Source organism: Eudoraea chungangensis (assembly GCF_029360665.1).
Lineage (GTDB): Bacteria > Bacteroidota > Bacteroidia > Flavobacteriales > Flavobacteriaceae > Eudoraea > Eudoraea chungangensis.
Window position 1 is genome coordinate 169955 of sequence record NZ_JARDUB010000002.1, and the last position, 16861, is coordinate 186815.

The 16861-nt window shown below is 35.9% G+C and carries 18 protein-coding genes and 1 tRNA gene; 16 read left to right on the plus strand and 3 right to left on the minus strand.

Annotated features, from left to right (window positions below; all coding sequences use genetic code 11):
• Positions 1 to 102 precede the first annotated feature (102 nt).
• Positions 103 to 669 carry a nitroreductase family protein gene (locus tag PXG98_RS05360; protein ID WP_338150224.1) on the plus strand — a complete coding sequence of 189 codons (567 nt, stop codon included), beginning with the start codon at positions 103 to 105 and terminating at the stop codon, positions 667 to 669.
• A gap of 10 nt (positions 670 to 679) precedes the next feature.
• On the opposite strand, the gene PXG98_RS05365 is transcribed toward PXG98_RS05360, so the two are convergent.
• On the minus strand, positions 680 to 1192 hold the full coding sequence (locus tag PXG98_RS05365; RefSeq protein ID WP_276389397.1) for a DUF456 domain-containing protein: 513 nt from the start codon (positions 1190 to 1192) through the stop codon (positions 680 to 682).
• A 128-nt stretch (positions 1193 to 1320) separates the two neighbouring features.
• Here PXG98_RS05365 and PXG98_RS05370 point away from each other — a divergent pair, with 128 nt between their 5' ends.
• The 9 genes from PXG98_RS05370 to PXG98_RS05410 all read left to right on the plus strand — a co-directional run bounded on the left by PXG98_RS05370 (position 1321) and on the right by PXG98_RS05410 (position 8778).
• Positions 1321 to 1797: an energy transducer TonB gene (locus PXG98_RS05370; RefSeq protein ID WP_276389399.1), complete on the plus strand. Its 477-nt coding sequence runs from the start codon at positions 1321 to 1323 to the stop codon at positions 1795 to 1797.
• Positions 1798 to 1807: 10 nt separating this feature from the next.
• Positions 1808 to 2362 (plus strand): crossover junction endodeoxyribonuclease RuvC, encoded by a 555-nt coding sequence (gene ruvC / locus PXG98_RS05375; RefSeq protein WP_276389828.1) that lies wholly within the window; start codon positions 1808 to 1810, stop codon positions 2360 to 2362.
• 58 nt (positions 2363 to 2420) lie between these two features.
• Entirely contained in the window at positions 2421 to 3554 is a 1134-nt protein-coding gene (gene hemW / locus PXG98_RS05380; RefSeq protein ID WP_276389400.1) for a radical SAM family heme chaperone HemW, read from the plus strand.
• Positions 3555 to 3606: 52 nt separating this feature from the next.
• A complete protein-coding gene (locus tag PXG98_RS05385; RefSeq protein ID WP_276389401.1) occupies positions 3607 to 4374 on the plus strand; it encodes a cyclase family protein in 768 nt (255 codons plus the stop codon).
• Between the two features lie 148 nt (positions 4375 to 4522).
• Positions 4523 to 5146 carry a DUF4230 domain-containing protein gene (locus tag PXG98_RS05390; RefSeq protein ID WP_276389403.1) on the plus strand — a complete coding sequence of 208 codons (624 nt, stop codon included), beginning with the start codon at positions 4523 to 4525 and terminating at the stop codon, positions 5144 to 5146.
• A 24-nt stretch (positions 5147 to 5170) separates the two neighbouring features.
• The gene (locus PXG98_RS05395) at positions 5171 to 5572 is read left to right on the plus strand and encodes a Dabb family protein (RefSeq protein WP_276389404.1); all 402 of its coding nucleotides are present in this window, start codon (positions 5171 to 5173) and stop codon (positions 5570 to 5572) included.
• A gap of 20 nt (positions 5573 to 5592) precedes the next feature.
• Complete coding sequence (locus PXG98_RS05400) at positions 5593 to 5952, plus strand: MmcQ/YjbR family DNA-binding protein (RefSeq protein ID WP_276389406.1); 360 nt, start codon at positions 5593 to 5595, stop codon at positions 5950 to 5952.
• Between the two features lie 36 nt (positions 5953 to 5988).
• Entirely contained in the window at positions 5989 to 7767 is a 1779-nt protein-coding gene (locus PXG98_RS05405; RefSeq protein WP_276389408.1) for a MutS-related protein, read from the plus strand.
• A gap of 3 nt (positions 7768 to 7770) precedes the next feature.
• A complete protein-coding gene (locus tag PXG98_RS05410; RefSeq protein WP_276389409.1) occupies positions 7771 to 8778 on the plus strand; it encodes a metal-dependent hydrolase in 1008 nt (335 codons plus the stop codon).
• 10 nt (positions 8779 to 8788) lie between these two features.
• On the opposite strand, the gene PXG98_RS05415 is transcribed toward PXG98_RS05410, so the two are convergent.
• Both PXG98_RS05415 and PXG98_RS05420 read right to left on the minus strand, forming a co-directional pair.
• Entirely contained in the window at positions 8789 to 9889 is a 1101-nt protein-coding gene (locus tag PXG98_RS05415) for a DUF4407 domain-containing protein (RefSeq protein ID WP_276389411.1), read from the minus strand.
• 123 nt (positions 9890 to 10012) lie between these two features.
• Complete coding sequence (locus PXG98_RS05420; RefSeq protein WP_276389413.1) at positions 10013 to 11416, minus strand: dipeptidase; 1404 nt, start codon at positions 11414 to 11416, stop codon at positions 10013 to 10015.
• Between the two features lie 129 nt (positions 11417 to 11545).
• On the opposite strand from PXG98_RS05420, the gene PXG98_RS05425 reads away from it, so the two are divergent.
• From PXG98_RS05425 to PXG98_RS05450, 6 genes are all read left to right on the plus strand, one after another.
• Positions 11546 to 11627, plus strand: a tRNA-Leu gene (locus PXG98_RS05425).
• Between the two features lie 216 nt (positions 11628 to 11843).
• Complete coding sequence (locus PXG98_RS05430; RefSeq protein WP_276389414.1) at positions 11844 to 12224, plus strand: DUF2200 family protein; 381 nt, start codon at positions 11844 to 11846, stop codon at positions 12222 to 12224.
• A 178-nt stretch (positions 12225 to 12402) separates the two neighbouring features.
• Positions 12403 to 13257: a CPBP family intramembrane glutamic endopeptidase gene (locus tag PXG98_RS05435; protein WP_276389415.1), complete on the plus strand. Its 855-nt coding sequence runs from the start codon at positions 12403 to 12405 to the stop codon at positions 13255 to 13257.
• Positions 13258 to 13417: 160 nt separating this feature from the next.
• Complete coding sequence (locus tag PXG98_RS05440; RefSeq protein WP_276389417.1) at positions 13418 to 13999, plus strand: hypothetical protein; 582 nt, start codon at positions 13418 to 13420, stop codon at positions 13997 to 13999.
• 444 nt (positions 14000 to 14443) lie between these two features.
• Positions 14444 to 15871 (plus strand): arylsulfatase, encoded by a 1428-nt coding sequence (locus PXG98_RS05445; RefSeq protein ID WP_276389419.1) that lies wholly within the window; start codon positions 14444 to 14446, stop codon positions 15869 to 15871.
• Positions 15872 to 15948: 77 nt separating this feature from the next.
• Positions 15949 to 16746, plus strand: coding sequence for a DUF6090 family protein (locus tag PXG98_RS05450; protein ID WP_276389420.1), 798 nt, complete (start codon positions 15949 to 15951; stop codon positions 16744 to 16746).
• The last annotated feature ends 115 nt before the right edge of the window (positions 16747 to 16861 follow it).

Genomic DNA, 16861 nt, shown 5'->3' on the forward strand with positions numbered 1-16861 from the left:
GTTTGTACCATAAATGTATTCATAATGTTTTATAATTCTCGGCGAAGTATACTACTTTAATTTTATTATTAATTGAAATAGGAAATCTCTTAAATACTACCTTTGTCAAAAAAAACAATGGTAATAGACCTTATAAGAGAAAGAAGATCTGTTTTTCCGGACAGTTACAGTTCTGAAAAAATTTCAAAAGAGGAGTTAGAAATATTATTAGAGGCGGCCAACTGGGCACCCACCCATAAGCGAACCGAACCTTGGCGCTTTAAAGTTTTAAGAGGAAAATCCTTAGAGAAATTAGGGGCTTTCTTGGCGGCAAAATATGTAGAAGTTGTAGAGAAACCCAAACAGTTTAAGATAAATAAATTGAAAGAAAACCCCACCAAAGCGGGAGCAATTATAGCCATCTGCATGCAAAGAGATGAGAAGGAACAATTACCGGAATGGGAAGAGATAGCCGCAACGGCAATGGCCGTGCAGAATATGTGGCTTTGCTGTGTTGAAATGGGATTAGGTGCTTATTGGAGTTCTCCAAGGCTAATATCTTATATGGATGAGTTTTTTGATTTAAATAAAGGAGAAAAGTGCTTGGGCTTCTTTTATGTGGGAAAATATAGTTCCCCTATTCCGGCAATTGAGAGAGGATCTATCGAGGAAAAGACCGTCTGGTTATAGCTTTTAGTTACTATAGGAAAGGAAATAGAGAATTTTTGTATTCCCAGACCTTGGACAGATATAATCCAAGGAAAACAATGGCTATCATAAATTTTAAAAATGTACCCGTGAGAAATCCAATAAAGGATCCAAAGGCCGCTTTGGCGGCTGTTTTTTTGTCGGCTTTGTTTATTAATTCTCCTACCATGGCACCTGCAAAAGGCCAGACAATAATGCCAAAGATTCCTAAGACAGGAAAGATAAAAGCTACTAATAAACCAATAATAGAACCAGTTACGCCTGCCCTTGTCCCTCCAAATTTTTTGGTACCCATGGCAGGGATTACATAGTCTAGGCCTACTACACCTAAGGCAATTCCAAGGGTGCTTCCCAGAAACCACCAATTTAATGGAACAGCAGATGTAAAGCTTAAAAGTAAAAGTCCAATCCAACTTAATGGCGGTCCGGGAATAACCGGGAGAAAACTTCCAGCAATACCTGCCAACATTAGAAAAAGTCCCAAAACTACCAAGAGTATGTCCATAGTATTACTTCTTTGCAAATACGAAGATAGTTTTGTTTTAAGACATAGGTTCACTTTAAGGGGAAACAAATTCGTAGCAATTGCCATGCATAAAAAAAATCGTAATTTCGACCTAGAACACTCTATTGATGCAAAGGACAAGTGCAATTGGTATGATATTTCTGTTAGTTTCGTGTGAGTTTTTCACTCCCAGTGAGAAGAGAACTGTGCAGTTAGCAGAAAAAGAATTACAATCAATTAATTGGAATGACGTAGATCAATACCCCTTGTTTGAGAATTGTGATGAAATGGCCGATAAGTTGAGTCAAAAGGAATGTTTTCAAAATACTTTACTGCTGCATTTTTCTAATACCCTTTTGGAATTTGAGTTTGTTTTAAATAAGGAGATTGAAGAACCCGTATATGTAGACTTTATTATTGACAAGCAAGGTTCGATTACGGTAATGCACATAGAAAAAAGTGGTCTCATTCAAGATCAAATTCCAGAATTTGATGGCATTATAAGTAGGAGTTTAAAAAATTTGCCTAAACTAGAGCCGGCTTTAAAGAGAGGAATGCCTGTAGATGCAAAATGCAGAATTCCAATAAAGTTTCAATCTAACTAGTATGAAGACATTGGGAAGGGAAAAGATAATTTTAGGGATAGATCCGGGAACTACCATAATGGGATTTGGTATTATACAGGTGACCAACAAAAAGATGAAATTTGTTCAAATGAATGAGTTAATGCTGAAGAAGTACGATGACCCTTTTACAAAACTGAAGTTGATATTTGATAGAACCATAGAGTTAATAGATACCTACCACCCTGATGAAATTGCTATTGAAGCGCCTTTTTATGGAAAGAATGTTCAGTCGATGCTGAAATTGGGGAGGGCCCAGGGGGTTGCAATGGCCGCTGGGTTAAGCAGGCAGGTACCCATTACAGAATATATGCCAAAGAAAATTAAAATGGCCATTACAGGGAATGGGAATGCCAGTAAGGAACAAGTGGCAAGGATGCTACAAAGTATATTGAATTTAAAAACTCTCCCGAAAAATTTGGATAGCACAGATGGCTTGGCGGCAGCGGTCTGCCATTTTTATAATGAAGGCAAAATGGAAACTACGAAGAGCTATTCAAGCTGGGCCGCCTACGTAAAAAGTAACGAAACCAAGGTAAAAAAGTAGTGCGGTTTTAAGTTTTGTTGACCTTTTTAAACATAACTATTCCTAAGCAAGAAATATAGTGGCAGGCATTTATATTCATATCCCATTTTGTAAGCAAGCCTGTTACTATTGTGACTTTCACTTTTCAACTTCCCTAAAAAATAAAGACACTCTTCTTTGGTCATTGGAAAATGAATTGTTGCTACGGAAGAAGGAATTAGGCAATGGCATAATTGATACTATCTATTTTGGAGGAGGAACGCCTTCCCTTTTGAGTTCTCAGGAAATAGCACGGCTTATTAACTCTATTCATAAATCGTATGTAGTAAATAGGAATCCTGAGATAACCTTAGAGGCAAACCCAGATGATCTTTCTTTAGAAAAATTAAAAGAATTAGCCGCTTCACCTATTAATAGATTAAGTATTGGAATTCAGTCTTTTTTTGATACAGATCTAAAACTGATGAATAGGGCACATAATTCAAGAGAGGCCAGACGCTCTGTAAAAGAAGCGCAAGCGTATTTCGAAAATATTTCGATCGATTTAATATATGGAATACCGAATGCCAGCGATGCCCAATGGAGAGCAAATATTGAACAGGCACTGGCTTTTAAGGTGCCGCATATTTCTGCCTATGCCCTGACGGTTGAACCAAGAACGGCCTTAAAATCCTTTATACAGAAAGGACTTATGCCAGACGTAGATGAAGAAAAGGCAGCCGCGCAATTTTTTGTTCTTATAGACCTTTTGGAAAAAAATGGTTTCCTGCATTACGAAGTTTCAAATTTTGGAAAGAAAGATTTTTTTTCTAAAAATAATACTGCTTATTGGACAGGCAAGAGCTATCTGGGAATTGGACCTTCTGCACATTCATATGATGGATTATCACGCAAATGGAATGTCCGAAATAATGTAAAATACATTAAAGCCCTTCAGAAAGATAAATTGCCTTATGAAAAAGAAACCTTGACTAAAACAGATCGCTATAATGAGTATATAATGACCTCTTTACGGACTATGTGGGGCATTTCTCTAACAGAAATAGCCAATCGCTTTGGTGATAAATATGCCGAGTTTACAATATTACAGGCTTCAGATCGGATTAAACAAGGTTTATTAATTCAGGAGGGTGAGACTCTTAAAGTTTCTAAAGAGGGAAAGTTTTTATCGGATGGCATTGCAAGTGATCTTTTTATGATTAAATTGAGTTGAGAAGAAGTGGCTCAGAGTTATTTTATTATATAGAAGCAAGGCTAAGAATTCTATGACTGTTGTATACAGATTTAATAATAAAGATTATAAGGTTGACCTGAAAAATGGCTTAGATATCTCCATTTCTCTGCGTGGAGATTCTTCTAATGTTATAGCCTGGGATGCGGAACTTCCTAAAATTGAGCCTTATGAAAAAGATGGTTTTGTGGGGAAGGTTTCGGAAGGTGCGTCGGTAAATTTCAATAATATAAATTTCAATCCACATTCGCACATAACCCATACAGAATGCGTGGGTCATATTACAAAAGAAGTGTATTCCATAAATAAGGAACTAAAGCAATTTTTCTTTTTGGCAGAATTGATTACCATTGCTCCTGAAAAGTATAAGGACGATTTCGTAATATCGAAGAGGCAATTAGAATACGCCTTAAAAGATAAAAGACCATCTGCTCTGGTTATTAGGACTTTACCGAATTTAAAAGAGAAGCTATTTCAAAATTATTCCAATACCAATCCTGCATATCTGCTCGAAGAATCCGCATTATTTTTGAACGAAATAGGGGTAGAACATTTGTTAATAGACCTTCCTTCTGTAGACAAGGAAAAGGATAAGGGCGCGCTCTTGGCCCATAAGGCTTTCTGGGGGCTACATACGAATATTCGTAAACAAGCTACAATTACAGAGTTTGTTTTTGTCAGAAATACTATTTTGGACGGTAGTTATTTGTTAAACCTTCAAGTAGCACCTATAGAGAATGATGCCAGCCCTAGCAGACCTGTCTTGTTTTCTTTAAGGGAGAAGGAGATTAATATAACTTAGGCTTCTTTAAAACTAAACTCTTCAACTATGGTAAGGTTCTATTATGAAGGCTCATAGAATTAGTTTATTTTCGCTTTTATCGACTTTGGAAAAAAGTGGATTTAAATAGTAGAAGTGCGGAATTACCGCATGAAGTATTAGTGGTTAAATGGATAGTATATTAGAACTTTTTTTGGGACTTATTCTTGGTGCTATAATGATGTACTGGATATTCTCTTTTTTTAGAGTAAAACGTTCCAAGGAATTAACGCAACATCAGTCTACCGTATTATTACAAGAAATAAGAAGTGTTTGTAAATTAATTACGGTAGAAGGAGATTTTGCAGAGATATATAAGTATGAAAATACCAAAGAGCGGTTTTTAAGTATTTTGGTTAGTAAAAAAAAGGCACTTATTGTAATTAATGCTAAGGCACAAATAGGTTTTAATTTAAAGAAGGTGCAAATGCATGCCGACACAGATAATAAGAAGATTATTCTTACTAACTTCCCCCAGCCAGAGGTGCTTTCAATACAACCTGAGTTGGAATTCTATGATATTCAAAATGGGTTTTTTAATGCCTTTACGCCTAAAGATTTAACTAATTTAAATCAGGAGGCCATTAAGCATGTCAGGGAAAAGATTCCGGAAAGTGGTTTAATGGAAACGGCTAAAAGAGAGGCCCTGGAAGCAGTTTTAATAATCGAAAAAATAGTAGAAACCATTGGCTGGAAACTAGATTATTCTGCATTAGAGCTAAAGGAACAGGCCGAGAATTATATTAAGAATTAGATAAATACTATAAAACACCATATTATGAAGACAACTTTTTTTAGCTTAGTTTTTTTACTCCTTACTTGTAGTGCATTTAGTCAAACCGATAAACATATGAAAGATTTAGATCCTGCCTTCGTCCACAATGTATATTTCTGGTTAAAAAATCCGGATAGTGAAGATGATCAGAAGATTTTTGAAAAGGCATTAAAGAAATTTTTAAAGAAATCAAAATACGCCAAAACACTTTACATAGGAAAAGCGCCGAAGGCTACCAGAGATGTTGTAGACGACTCTTTTACATACGCTTTGATTGTAAGTTTTAAATCTGCAAAGGCTCAAGAGAAATACCAGGAAGAAAAGCCCCATTTGGTCTTTATAGAGGAAGCAAGTGAACTTTGGAACAAAGTAATCGTATACGATTCTCAGGGAATCAAGCTTTAAGAAAAGAATTCTTTTTACAAATGAATGTTGAAGAGATTAGAATTCTATGCCTGGGCCTAAAGGGAACTACGGAAGACTTTCCATTCGACAAAGATACCTTAGTCTTTAAAGTAATGGGCAAAATGTTTGCTTTGGTACCCTTAGAAAGAATTCCCCATACGGTTAACTTAAAATGTGACCCGGAAAAATCGATATCGCTCAGGGATAAATATTCAGATATTATTACACCTGGTTACCATATGAGTAAGTTACATTGGAATACAATACGCCTTGAGGCCCTTCCTAGAGAATTAATGGAAGAATTGGTACTGCATTCCTATAATTTGGTAGTTAGTAAGCTTACAAAAAAAGACAAAGCCAAATTGGCTTTATTATCCTAGTCTTTTGCCTTATGAATAAGATTTTAAAATTCTAATATGACATCCAATCCCCGGGATTTCTATAAACGGCGTATTGCCTGTTTTAAATCGGATCTAAAGACCCTCAGAAAAAGCCTGCAGATTTCCAGCATTTTAAGACTGCTTACTTTTGTTGTTACCATAGGTGGAGCTTATTTTTTTTATGGCGCGATGTACCCTTTTTTGTTCGTGTTTATTGCTGGTATTAGTTGTTTTGTATGGCTACTTCTAAGGCATAAAAAGCTTTCTTATAAAAAAAACAAGACACAAGCGCTAGTCAGCATAAATAAAACAGAATTAGATGTCTTAGATCGTCAGTTTAGGGACTTGAACGAAGGATTAGATTTTATTAACCCAGAGCATTTCTACAGTTCGGATATAGATTTGTTTGGTGGAGGTTCTTTCTATCAGTATTTAAATAGATCTGTTTTATCAGAAGGACAGTCTGTATTGGCAGGAATTTTAAATTCGAATAATCCCGAGGACATTTTAGATAAACAGGAAATTATTAAGGAATTGAGTGCCTTGCCCGAGTGGAGACAAGATTTTATGGCAATTGCCAGACTTATTAAACAAGAAATGTCCATGGCCAATCTTAAGAAGTGGATAGAAGGTTATACTCCTGTTGTACCTAAAGTAATGCAATTTGTCCCCATAGCATTCTCCTCGTTTTCCATGCTTTTAATTCTTCTCTACTTTATAAATATTGTTCCGGGAGTTCTTTTACTTTTTTGGTTTTTTACTGGACTGGGGATTACAGGGAAATATGTTTTAAGAATAAACAGGCTTTCGCAGGCATGTACGGGAATTCAGAATTCCTTGCAACAGTATCAGAAACTTCTGGCTCTGATTGAAGAGAGAGAATTTACATCTGCTATCTTGAAGGAGAAGCGACTTAGTTTACTGGATAAGAATAACAATTCTTCACAAGTTCTACGGCAATTTTACAGATATCTGGATGCACTGGATCAAAGAAATAATATATTAGTTGGGGTGGTTTTAAATGGGTTTTTCTTATGGGATCTAAGACAGGCTTTTAACATAGAATCCTGGATAGCAAACAATAGCGCAGATTTAATGTCGTGGTTAGAAACCTTGGTGTATTTTGACGCCTATAATAGTTTAGGGAATTTTGCCTTCAACCATCCCCAATATATCTACCCTAGATTAATAGCGGAAGATACCATAATTAAGGCAAATAATCTTGGACATCCAATGCTAGACCCGGAGATGAGCGTAGTAAACAATTTTAATATTCAGCTCGGTCAATTCTATATTATAACCGGTGCAAATATGGCAGGAAAAAGTACTTTTTTACGGACAATCTCCTTGTTTATTGTAATGTCTAATGTTGGCTTGCCTGTATGTGCAGAATACGCCGACTACAGGCCTATTAAGCTTATTACCAGCATGCGTACAGTAGATTCACTAGCTTCCAATGAATCGTATTTTTACGCGGAGCTAAAACGGTTAAAGTATATTACAGAAGTAATTAAAGAAGACAGTTATTTTGTGATTCTTGATGAAATTCTGAAGGGGACCAACAGTAAAGACAAGGCCGTTGGTTCAGAGAAGTTTATTGAAAAGTTAGTAAACTCCGAAGTAGGAGGCATTACTGCAACCCACGATATAAGTTTGTGTGAGCTGGCTCATAAAAACGCTATGGTGAAGAATTATTATTTTGATGCCAAGACCAGAGAGAATGAGTTATTTTTTGACTACAGGTTCCAGGAGGGCATATGTACCAATATGAATGCTTCATTTTTACTTAAAAAAATGAAAATTATTGATAGTTAGACTATGGATTCGCTAACACAAATTGTATTGGGGGCAGCAGTGGGGGAAGCTGTTTTGGGAAAGAAAGTGGGCAACAGGGCTATGTTGTATGGGGCCATTGCCGGAACCATACCAGATTTAGATGTTATATCGAGATATTTTGTAGATACAGTTACTGCAATAGAATGGCACAGAGGTTTTAGCCATTCTATTTTATTTAGTGTACTTTTTGCGCCCTTGTTTGGATGGATTATTTCTAAAATAGAACGTCCTGCTAAAGCAAGCTGGAGAGATTGGTCTTTACTTATGTTTTGGGGGCTTTTTACCCACCCACTACTCGACAGCTTTACCACCTGGGGCACGCAATTGTTCTGGCCCTTTGATTTGCGATTGGCCTTTCAAAGCATATTTGTTATTGATCCCTTATACACACTTCCTTTTTTGTGTTTTTTAATCTTGGCTATGCGATTACCCATAAGTGATCCCAGGAGATCTAAATACAATAGGTGGGGATTAATTCTAAGTTCGGCTTACCTATTACTTACAATAGGATTAAAGACCCTTGCTTATAGTAGTTTTATCAAAAATTTAGAGAATCAAAAAATTCAATACCATCAAATTGAAATTCGACCAACCCCATTTAATACTATTTTATGGACGGCAAATATTGATATGGAGGATGCCTATTTAATTGGTGAATACTCATTCTTTGATACCAAACCGATTAGATTTACACCCTATCGAAAGAATCATGAGCTTTTAGGGGAATTATCTTCAAATGATAAGATACAGCGGTTGATAAAAGTTACTAAAGGCTGGTATACTATAAGCATGAATGCCAAAGTAATAGTGTATAACGACCTAAGGTTTGGACTAATAAAATCAGACCCCTTAGATCCTATATATGCCTTTAGTTATAAACTACTCCCTTTTAAGGATAAACTCAAAGTAGAGGAGGTGCCCAAGTATAAAGGTGATGCCAGAGAGGTCTTATCGGGTCTTTGGTATCGTATATGGGGTGGCCAAGACTAATGCTTATAAGCTACAGACTTTTTATCTGTAAATCTTGGAAGGCATCCGCTTGCAGTCTGATAAGTTCTTCTGCTTTTTCTTTCTTATAGGCAAAAAGAGCCTCTTCTTCTGCTATTTCAGAGTAGACTTTTTCGGTTAAAATTCCATCCGTTTCCACCAGTTTTTGACGCTGTGTAACCTTCTGTGTTACCCAAGATTCAAGGGTACTCTCTTCTTCTTCCAATTTGAAGTCGTATGGGCCTTTTGGAGCTAATAGCTTTACAATAATAGGAGAGGTTTCAATAGCAAGGAATAAAAGAAAAATAAAGAAGGAAGGAAACCATGGCAGTTTTCCCAGTGCATTTATTCTTGCCATCAATCCATCAAAACCGTCAATAATGGGTTGACTATTGTTTACGGCCAACTCGTAATCTGTTTGTAGTTTGAGGATTTGGTTTTCTTTGTCCTGTATCTTGGTTGCATTAAGTGTTTTTAATTCCTGGAGTTCCGCTAAGGCTGCATCATGTTTTTCTCGTTTTTCCTTATAAACAGGACCTTTTCCGAGCAACATAGTTCCGGCTCTTCCCTCTGCCTCTGAAATATAGGTGTCGTATAAGGCATTAGTTTCGGTTTCTTTTGTTGCAACTTCTGTCTTTAAAAGGCCAATTTCCTCTGTTAATGTAGTAATCAGAGGACTGTATTGCAGAGCAATTTGATCTTTATTTGCCAAAGTCATGTTATTCTTTTCTTCTAGAAGAACCCTATTGATTTCTTTTTCAAATATTTTAATTTCCAGAGGTTTTGAAATTACCACCGCTATAATTACCGCCAACAAAATCCTCGGTACGGCCTGGATAAATTCATTTCTTCTACTATTTCTTTTTTTGATAGTTGAGACAATAAATCGGTCTAAATTAAAGATTAGCAATCCCCAAATAAGTCCAAAAAATAGCGCAATATAGGGGTTGTCAAATACGGTAAATAATGCATAACTACTGGCTATAAAGGCCATAACAGCAGTAAAAAAAACGGTTGCACCGATGCCTGCATATTTGTTTTTTTCGCCTTTAGAACATGTGTTGAGAATATCCGAATCGGCTCCGGAACAAAGAATAAAAAATTGTTGAATCATGATAGTGTTCGTTTTGATTGATGATAAAAGAACGTAGGTTTAAAAAATTTGGTACTTAATAAATGGTTAATATTTTTCTGAATACGATATTTAAAATAAATTAGAATTTTGATTATTAGGGGATTAATCCTTTTGTTTGCCAGAACTCAATTCGGCATAGTATTTATAGAAATAAGGAATGGTTTCAATTCCCTTTAAGAAATTCCATACACCAAAATGTTCATTGGGTGAATGGATGGCATTACTGTCTAAACCAAAACCCATTAGAATAGATTTAGAGCCCAATTCTTTTTCAAATAATGGAACAATTGGGATGCTTCCGCCATTTCTTTTCGGAATAGGGGTTTTACCAAACGTAGTCTCATATGCCTTGCTTGCGGCCAGGTAACCAATACTATTTATTGGTGTAACATAACTCTCCCCTCCATGATGAGGAGTTACTTTTATTCTTACTCCTTTCGGAGCAATACTCTCGAAATGATTTTTAAATAAATCCGTTATTTCATGCCAGTCCTGATGCGGTACAAGACGCATAGAAATTTTAGCATAGGCCTTACTGGGAATTACTGTTTTCGCGCCTTCTCCCGTATACCCACCCCAAATTCCGTTTACATCCAGGCTGGGTCTAATAGAATTTCTCTCATTTGTTGTGTAGCCATCTTCCCCATAAACACTTTCAATATCCAGGGTATCCTTATAAGCTTCTATGTTAAAAGGTGCTTTACCCATGGCTTCTCTTTCTTTCAGGCTTAATTCATCTACCTTGTCATAGAATCCGGGAATAGTTATATGGTTATTTTCGTCGTGCAAGGACGCAATCATTTTTGCAAGAATATTGATAGGGTTTGCAATAGCCCCTCCGTAAAGACCAGAGTGTAAATCCCTGTTAGGGCCAGTCACTTCCACTTCAACATAACTGAGACCTCTAAGTCCGGTGGTGATGGAAGGAATATCATTAGCTATCATACCCGTATCGGAAATCAGAATTATATCATTTTGAAGCTTCTCTTTATGCTCTTTTACAAAATCACTTAGACTTTCGCTGCCAACTTCTTCTTCCCCTTCAATCATAAATTTTACATTTAGAGGCAGGGAATTTTGTGTAATCATATATTGCAGGGCTTTGACATGCATATAGACCTGTCCTTTATCATCCGAAGCCCCTCTGGCATAAATGGCACCATCTGGATGTAGTTCTGTATTGCGGATTACAGGTTCAAAAGGAGGTGAATCCCATAAATCAACAGGGTCTGGGGGTTGTACGTCGTAATGCCCATATACCAATACAGTTGGTAATTCTGTGTCAATGATTTTTTCACCATATACAATTGGATAGCCTTTTGTATCACAAATCTCTACAAGGTCACAACCAGCCTTTTGAAGAGCCACTGCCATGGCCTCTGCCGTATTGAGGACGTCTTGAGAATAAGCGGAGTCTGCGCTTACCGAGGGAATTTTTAAGAGTTCAATAAGTTCTTTTATAAATTCATCTTTGTGTTCCTCCAGGTAAGCCTTAATATTTTGCATTAATTTAATTTTGAATTGCCATTAAATTTACAAAAAGAAGGTTGATAAAATTCACTTCCATTATTTTTAAATTGAAAATTTGCTTTATATTTGCAACCCGTTAAACAGGCAGGTGCCAGTTTGGGAAATGCAGGCGTGGTGGAATTGGTAGACACGCTAGACTTAGGATCTAGTGCCGAAAGGTGTGAGAGTTCGAGTCTCTCCGCCTGTACAAAGTTAAAAGCCGACTCATAGGAGTCGGCTTTTTTGTTTGTAGATAACCCAATACTTCTATATCTCCGCAAATAAGATGTATAATAAATTGCGGTTGTGTTTTAGTCTTAAATTATCCTGCAAACAATTATCTTTAACAGTGAAAAAGTTTAATAAATATTTTATCGCAACTAACCTTACATTGAAGGCGTTAAGCGAAAATTAGTTCAGAGAAATGCCAAAAGTTACAGCTAAAAAAAATGAGCAATTCAGTAAAATGAACTTCGGATCCATTTATCCGCATTACCTTAAAAGAATAGAAAAACACGGCAGAACTAAGGAAGAACTCGACAGAATTATTATGTGGTTAACGGCATACAGTCAGAGAGAATTAGATGCCTTTATTGCCGGCAATGGAAGTTTTGGAGATTTTTTTGAGGGAGCCAAAGTCCATCAAAATGCTTACATGATTAAAGGAGTAGTTTGTGGTTATCGCATTGAAGAAATACCCGAGGAATTTGCCTTATATCGCGATTGCAGACGCATGGAAAAACTGATAGATGAATTGGCAAAAGGCCGCAAAATGGAAAGAATTTTGCGAAAAGAAAACAAGTAAATACGGCAGCTAACAAAAGTTAAAATGAATACATGTCCCAAGCTTAAAAAAGAATAAATTATATGATCGAGTGCTTCTGTTGGTTTAGACGAATTCTACTTTTAACCGAACCGTTAGGTCCAATGAAACAAAACTGTTTTAATATCGTCTACCAATAGATAATCTAGTAATAAGTTAAATGCTCGAAAAAAAATCAGAACGCAAAGAAACTTGGAAAACTATCTCTATTTTCCTTTTAATTCTTACAATTTTTAGTTCAATATTTCATTATGCAATAGTTAATTTATACCCTTCAAGTATCTATATTGGAGGGCTAATGTGGTGCCCAGCCTTAGCCGCAATAATTACACTAAAATATAAGGGAAGGGCTATCTCTTCACTCAATTGGGGTTGGGGGAATTGGAAATATATCCGCTTCTCTTATACCGTTCCTGCCTTGTATGCTTTTACTACCTATTTGCTTATCTGGATACTTGGATTGGGTGGTTTAGCCAGCGAAGCAGAGGTTTTGGATTGGGCTAAAGAACTCGGATTGCTTGGAATTGGATCATTGAATCCTACATATGCCTTAATTATAGCTATTGCTTTATTAGGAACAGTCGGTGTAATAAGAGCTATGGCAACAACTTTAGGAGAAGAAATCGGTTGGCGAGGGTTTTTTATCTATGAACTGAGAAAGGTTCTTTCTTTCACAGGTGTTTCACTTTTTAGCGGAATAATTTGGGCATCTTGGCACTGGCCGTTACTAGTGTATTATGGAGGAAATGTTTTGTTGGAAATGGCGGCATTTTTTGTAGTTATTATTTCAATGTCCTTTATTATTACCTATTACACCTTCAAATCTAAGAGTTTGTGGCCTGCAGTGATCTTTCACGCCGTTAGTAATGTTTATATCCAGAAAATATTTCCGCCTTTAACAAGGAAGATAGAAGGATCGGAATATTGGCTTGGTGAAAATGGAATTATATTCGCAATGGTAACTTTCGTCTTTGCCATTTATTATTGGAGAAAAGCAATTAAAGAAAAGTTGTAATAGTAACACAAGTCCTTACTATTTGTACTTCGAATGCATTAATCCTTACCCAAAATTAATATCTTTCAACGAGTTTAAATTTCATATAAGCTGATGGAGAAAGCAATGGGCGAATACCATGCATTAGATCGCTGGCAAGTATTAAAACAATTTTTAAAAAATGAAGAGTAATCTAGAACAAACACAAAGTATTTTATACTTAGGATATGTGCTATTAGTAGTACTTGGAATTATCCATGAAACTTTATTCTATAGTCAGTTTGGGGTTAATATTCTGGAATACTCCGATATCCTGGATGTTTTATTAAGTCCTATTTCACAGCTGACTTCTAATATAATATTACTAAGCTTATCTCTATTGGTAATAGTATTGGTTATCGTATTGCCTAAGTGGAGTAACAGGTTAAAAGATAAAAAGTGGTTTGTAAACTTTTTTAAATTAAATACGGAAGGTATAGTCGTTGAAAAAAAAGTCCTTAACACCCTAACTACTTTTTCAGTCATATTTTTTGTAGGGATCTTTGTTGGGTCTGGATTCGGAAAAGGAGAAAAACTAAAAAACAAAATAAGATCAGGGGATGTTGACTATAATGACAGCATAAGTTTTATAGATGGGAATTCAATTAAGGCAGAAGTTATTGGAAAAAATAGTTCTTATATATTTTATCTTATTAAGGATAGGTCTGATGTTACAATATCACCTATCAGTGGAACCGTAAAAAGTTTAATAATAAATAAATAAAGATTTGCTAAGACTGCGCATAATAATTGCTAGTATTTGCTTGGATACAAAAAGCTTTGCTGGTTCTCTATTATGGTTTGTTTGCTAATTTAGTTGGCCATTAAGGTTACGAAATTATAGCCCGAACTTTGGGTAATACTTATGCTAAGTCTGAACGCCTAGTGATCGATTTTTCGAGAACTATTGCCTACTGCAATAATGGACATAGTCACAAGCATGATTTAAAGTATTTACCATTTTTATTGATTTTTTGGATCATTCTTAGGGAAAAAGTATTAACATATATTCCCAATCCAAGTTTAGAAGATTGTTTTTATATCTTATTCTTATAATAGGAATTGTCGCTTAAATTAAAATAGTAGTAGTAAAAACAGAATAAGGCCTATTTAAACTAAGTTAATTACAATTAGTAGAGAACATTATACCTAACTAAAACAAATTGTCATGAAAAAGAAAATCTTGATTATTTCTATCTGCCTAATCACCTCTTTTACGATGGTTGCACAAGACAAACCGAATATAGTAATTGTGTTTTTGGATAATTTTGGTTGGGGAGAACCAGGTTTTAATGGAGGCGGAGTAATACGGGGTACGCCTACGCCGCGAATGGACAAATTAGCGGAGGAGGGATTTCGACTCACCAATTTTAACGTTGAAGTACAGTGCACTCCTTCACGGTCGGCCCTGATGACGGGTCGATATGCGATCAGGAGTGGGAATGCAACCGTGCCAATTGGAGATGGCGTGTACGGACTTGTGCAATGGGAGGTAACCTTAGCTGAAATACTGTCTAACAATGGATATAAAACCGGCATGTTTGGTAAATGGCACTTGGGAAGAACAGAAGGTCGCTTTCCAACAGACCAGGGATTCGACGAATGGTATGGTGTGCCTAATTCAACAGATGAGTCAACGTACTCCTCCATGAGGGGTTTCAACCAAAGTGATGTTCCGGAAACTTATGTAATGAGCTCTGCCAAGGGTGGTGTTCCAGAAAAAGTTAGACCCTACAGACTAGACTATCGACCTTTGATTGATAGAGATCTTACCGATAAAGCATTAGACTTTATGGAGAGAAATGCAAGGGAAAATAGTCCTTTCTTTCTGTATCTTCCTTATACAGCAACACATTTTCCCACAATGCCACACCCAGATTTTGAAGGCAAGACTGGCAATGGTCTGTGGGCGGACCTGCTTCTGCAAATTGATAGTTACTTGGGTGAGCTTCAGGATAAAATAGATGAATTAGGTATTGCAGAAAACACAATTTTTATATTTACGGCAGATAATGGTCCTGAAGCATTAAACTATGGCAGTACTAATTTAACAGTTGAAACTTCTATTCAGGGTACTGCAGGTCCTTGGCGCGGGACTTTATTTACAGGATTTGAAGGTGCACTCAGAGTTCCTTTTGCGGTTAAATGGCCGGGTAAAATTAAAGCCGGTATTAGCAGTGATGAAATAGTACATGCCATGGATCTTTTCCCCACCCTCGCCAAACTCACGAATAGTAAAATACCCCAAGACCGAATAATTGACGGAATAGATATGAGCGATTTTTTTCTTAATGAAACGGATAAATCTGGTCGCGATGGTTTTATTGTTTATATGGGGAATGATATTTTTGGGGTGAAATGGAGAAACTGGAAGCTTCACTTTAAAGAACAGGAATCATGGAATACCGTGAGGGATACGTATACCATGCCAAGGGTATATAATTTATACGATGATCCACAGGAAAGAAATAATGTGTTATTCCCACATACATGGGTTCCAAAGGCCGCATTGAAACAATTTGAGGAACATCTGATATCACTTCAACAAAATCCTCCTATTCCTGCAGGTCAGAAAGATCCATACGAACCAAAATAATTATTATTAATACTATATGAAGTTCATTAGAATAGTATATTCACTATCCTTCTGCTTAATTATTTAACCCTCAACCAATGATTAATTTCTTTAGAAAGATAAGACAGCAATTACTCTCTGAAAATAAAACAGGGAAGTACCTAAAATATGCCTTAGGAGAGATTATACTTGTAGTTATTGGAATTTTAATTGCTTTACAGATTAATAATTGGAATGAGCTAAGGCAAGAAAATTTTATAACTCAGAAATATTATGATGGCTTTGTTACAGATTTAGAAAAAGACCGTATCCTATTAGAATTTTTAATTTCGGCAAGAAAAAAGCAGAGCATTAGTGCCAATGCATTACTTAGGATGATAGAATCTGAGGAATATGACTTAGACACCTTTTATAACCATTATTATTTTTTATTTCCCTTTTATAGGTTTACTCCTAACTCTAATACTTTAGAAGAGGTTTTAAATTCATCGCATTTACGATTTATTACAGATGAAACAATTAAAAATAGAATACTGGATTTAAGAAGCTCTTATAAAAGTATTAAGTTAAATGAGGAACATGTTTATGAAGACAGAGCTGCATATTTATATAACGACCTTACTTTAAACCATATTGATTTTAACGGTTTATTTATTGCGGATACTGGTTTCGAGGTTATTAAAAAAAGAGAGGAATCTTTTTCCAAGAGCAAGGACGTGGAACGATATAAAAAGGACGCCGAATACTTTATAAAGGATCGTCATTTTAAAAGTTTTCTGAATTTGTTAGAATTTAATTTACAATTCGTAATTCCTCAAATTGAAGCGGCAAGTGCAGAGTGCGATTCTATAATAACATTAATTGAAGAAAAATTAGGCAGCGATAATATTCGTTAGTTGGATTAAGTGAAATCTGAGTGCTAACAGATTCTTTACTGTTAATGGTATACTGAGGTGTGGGAATCAAGAATAGAAACTATGGTTAAGACTTTAGACGTATAAGACACCTATT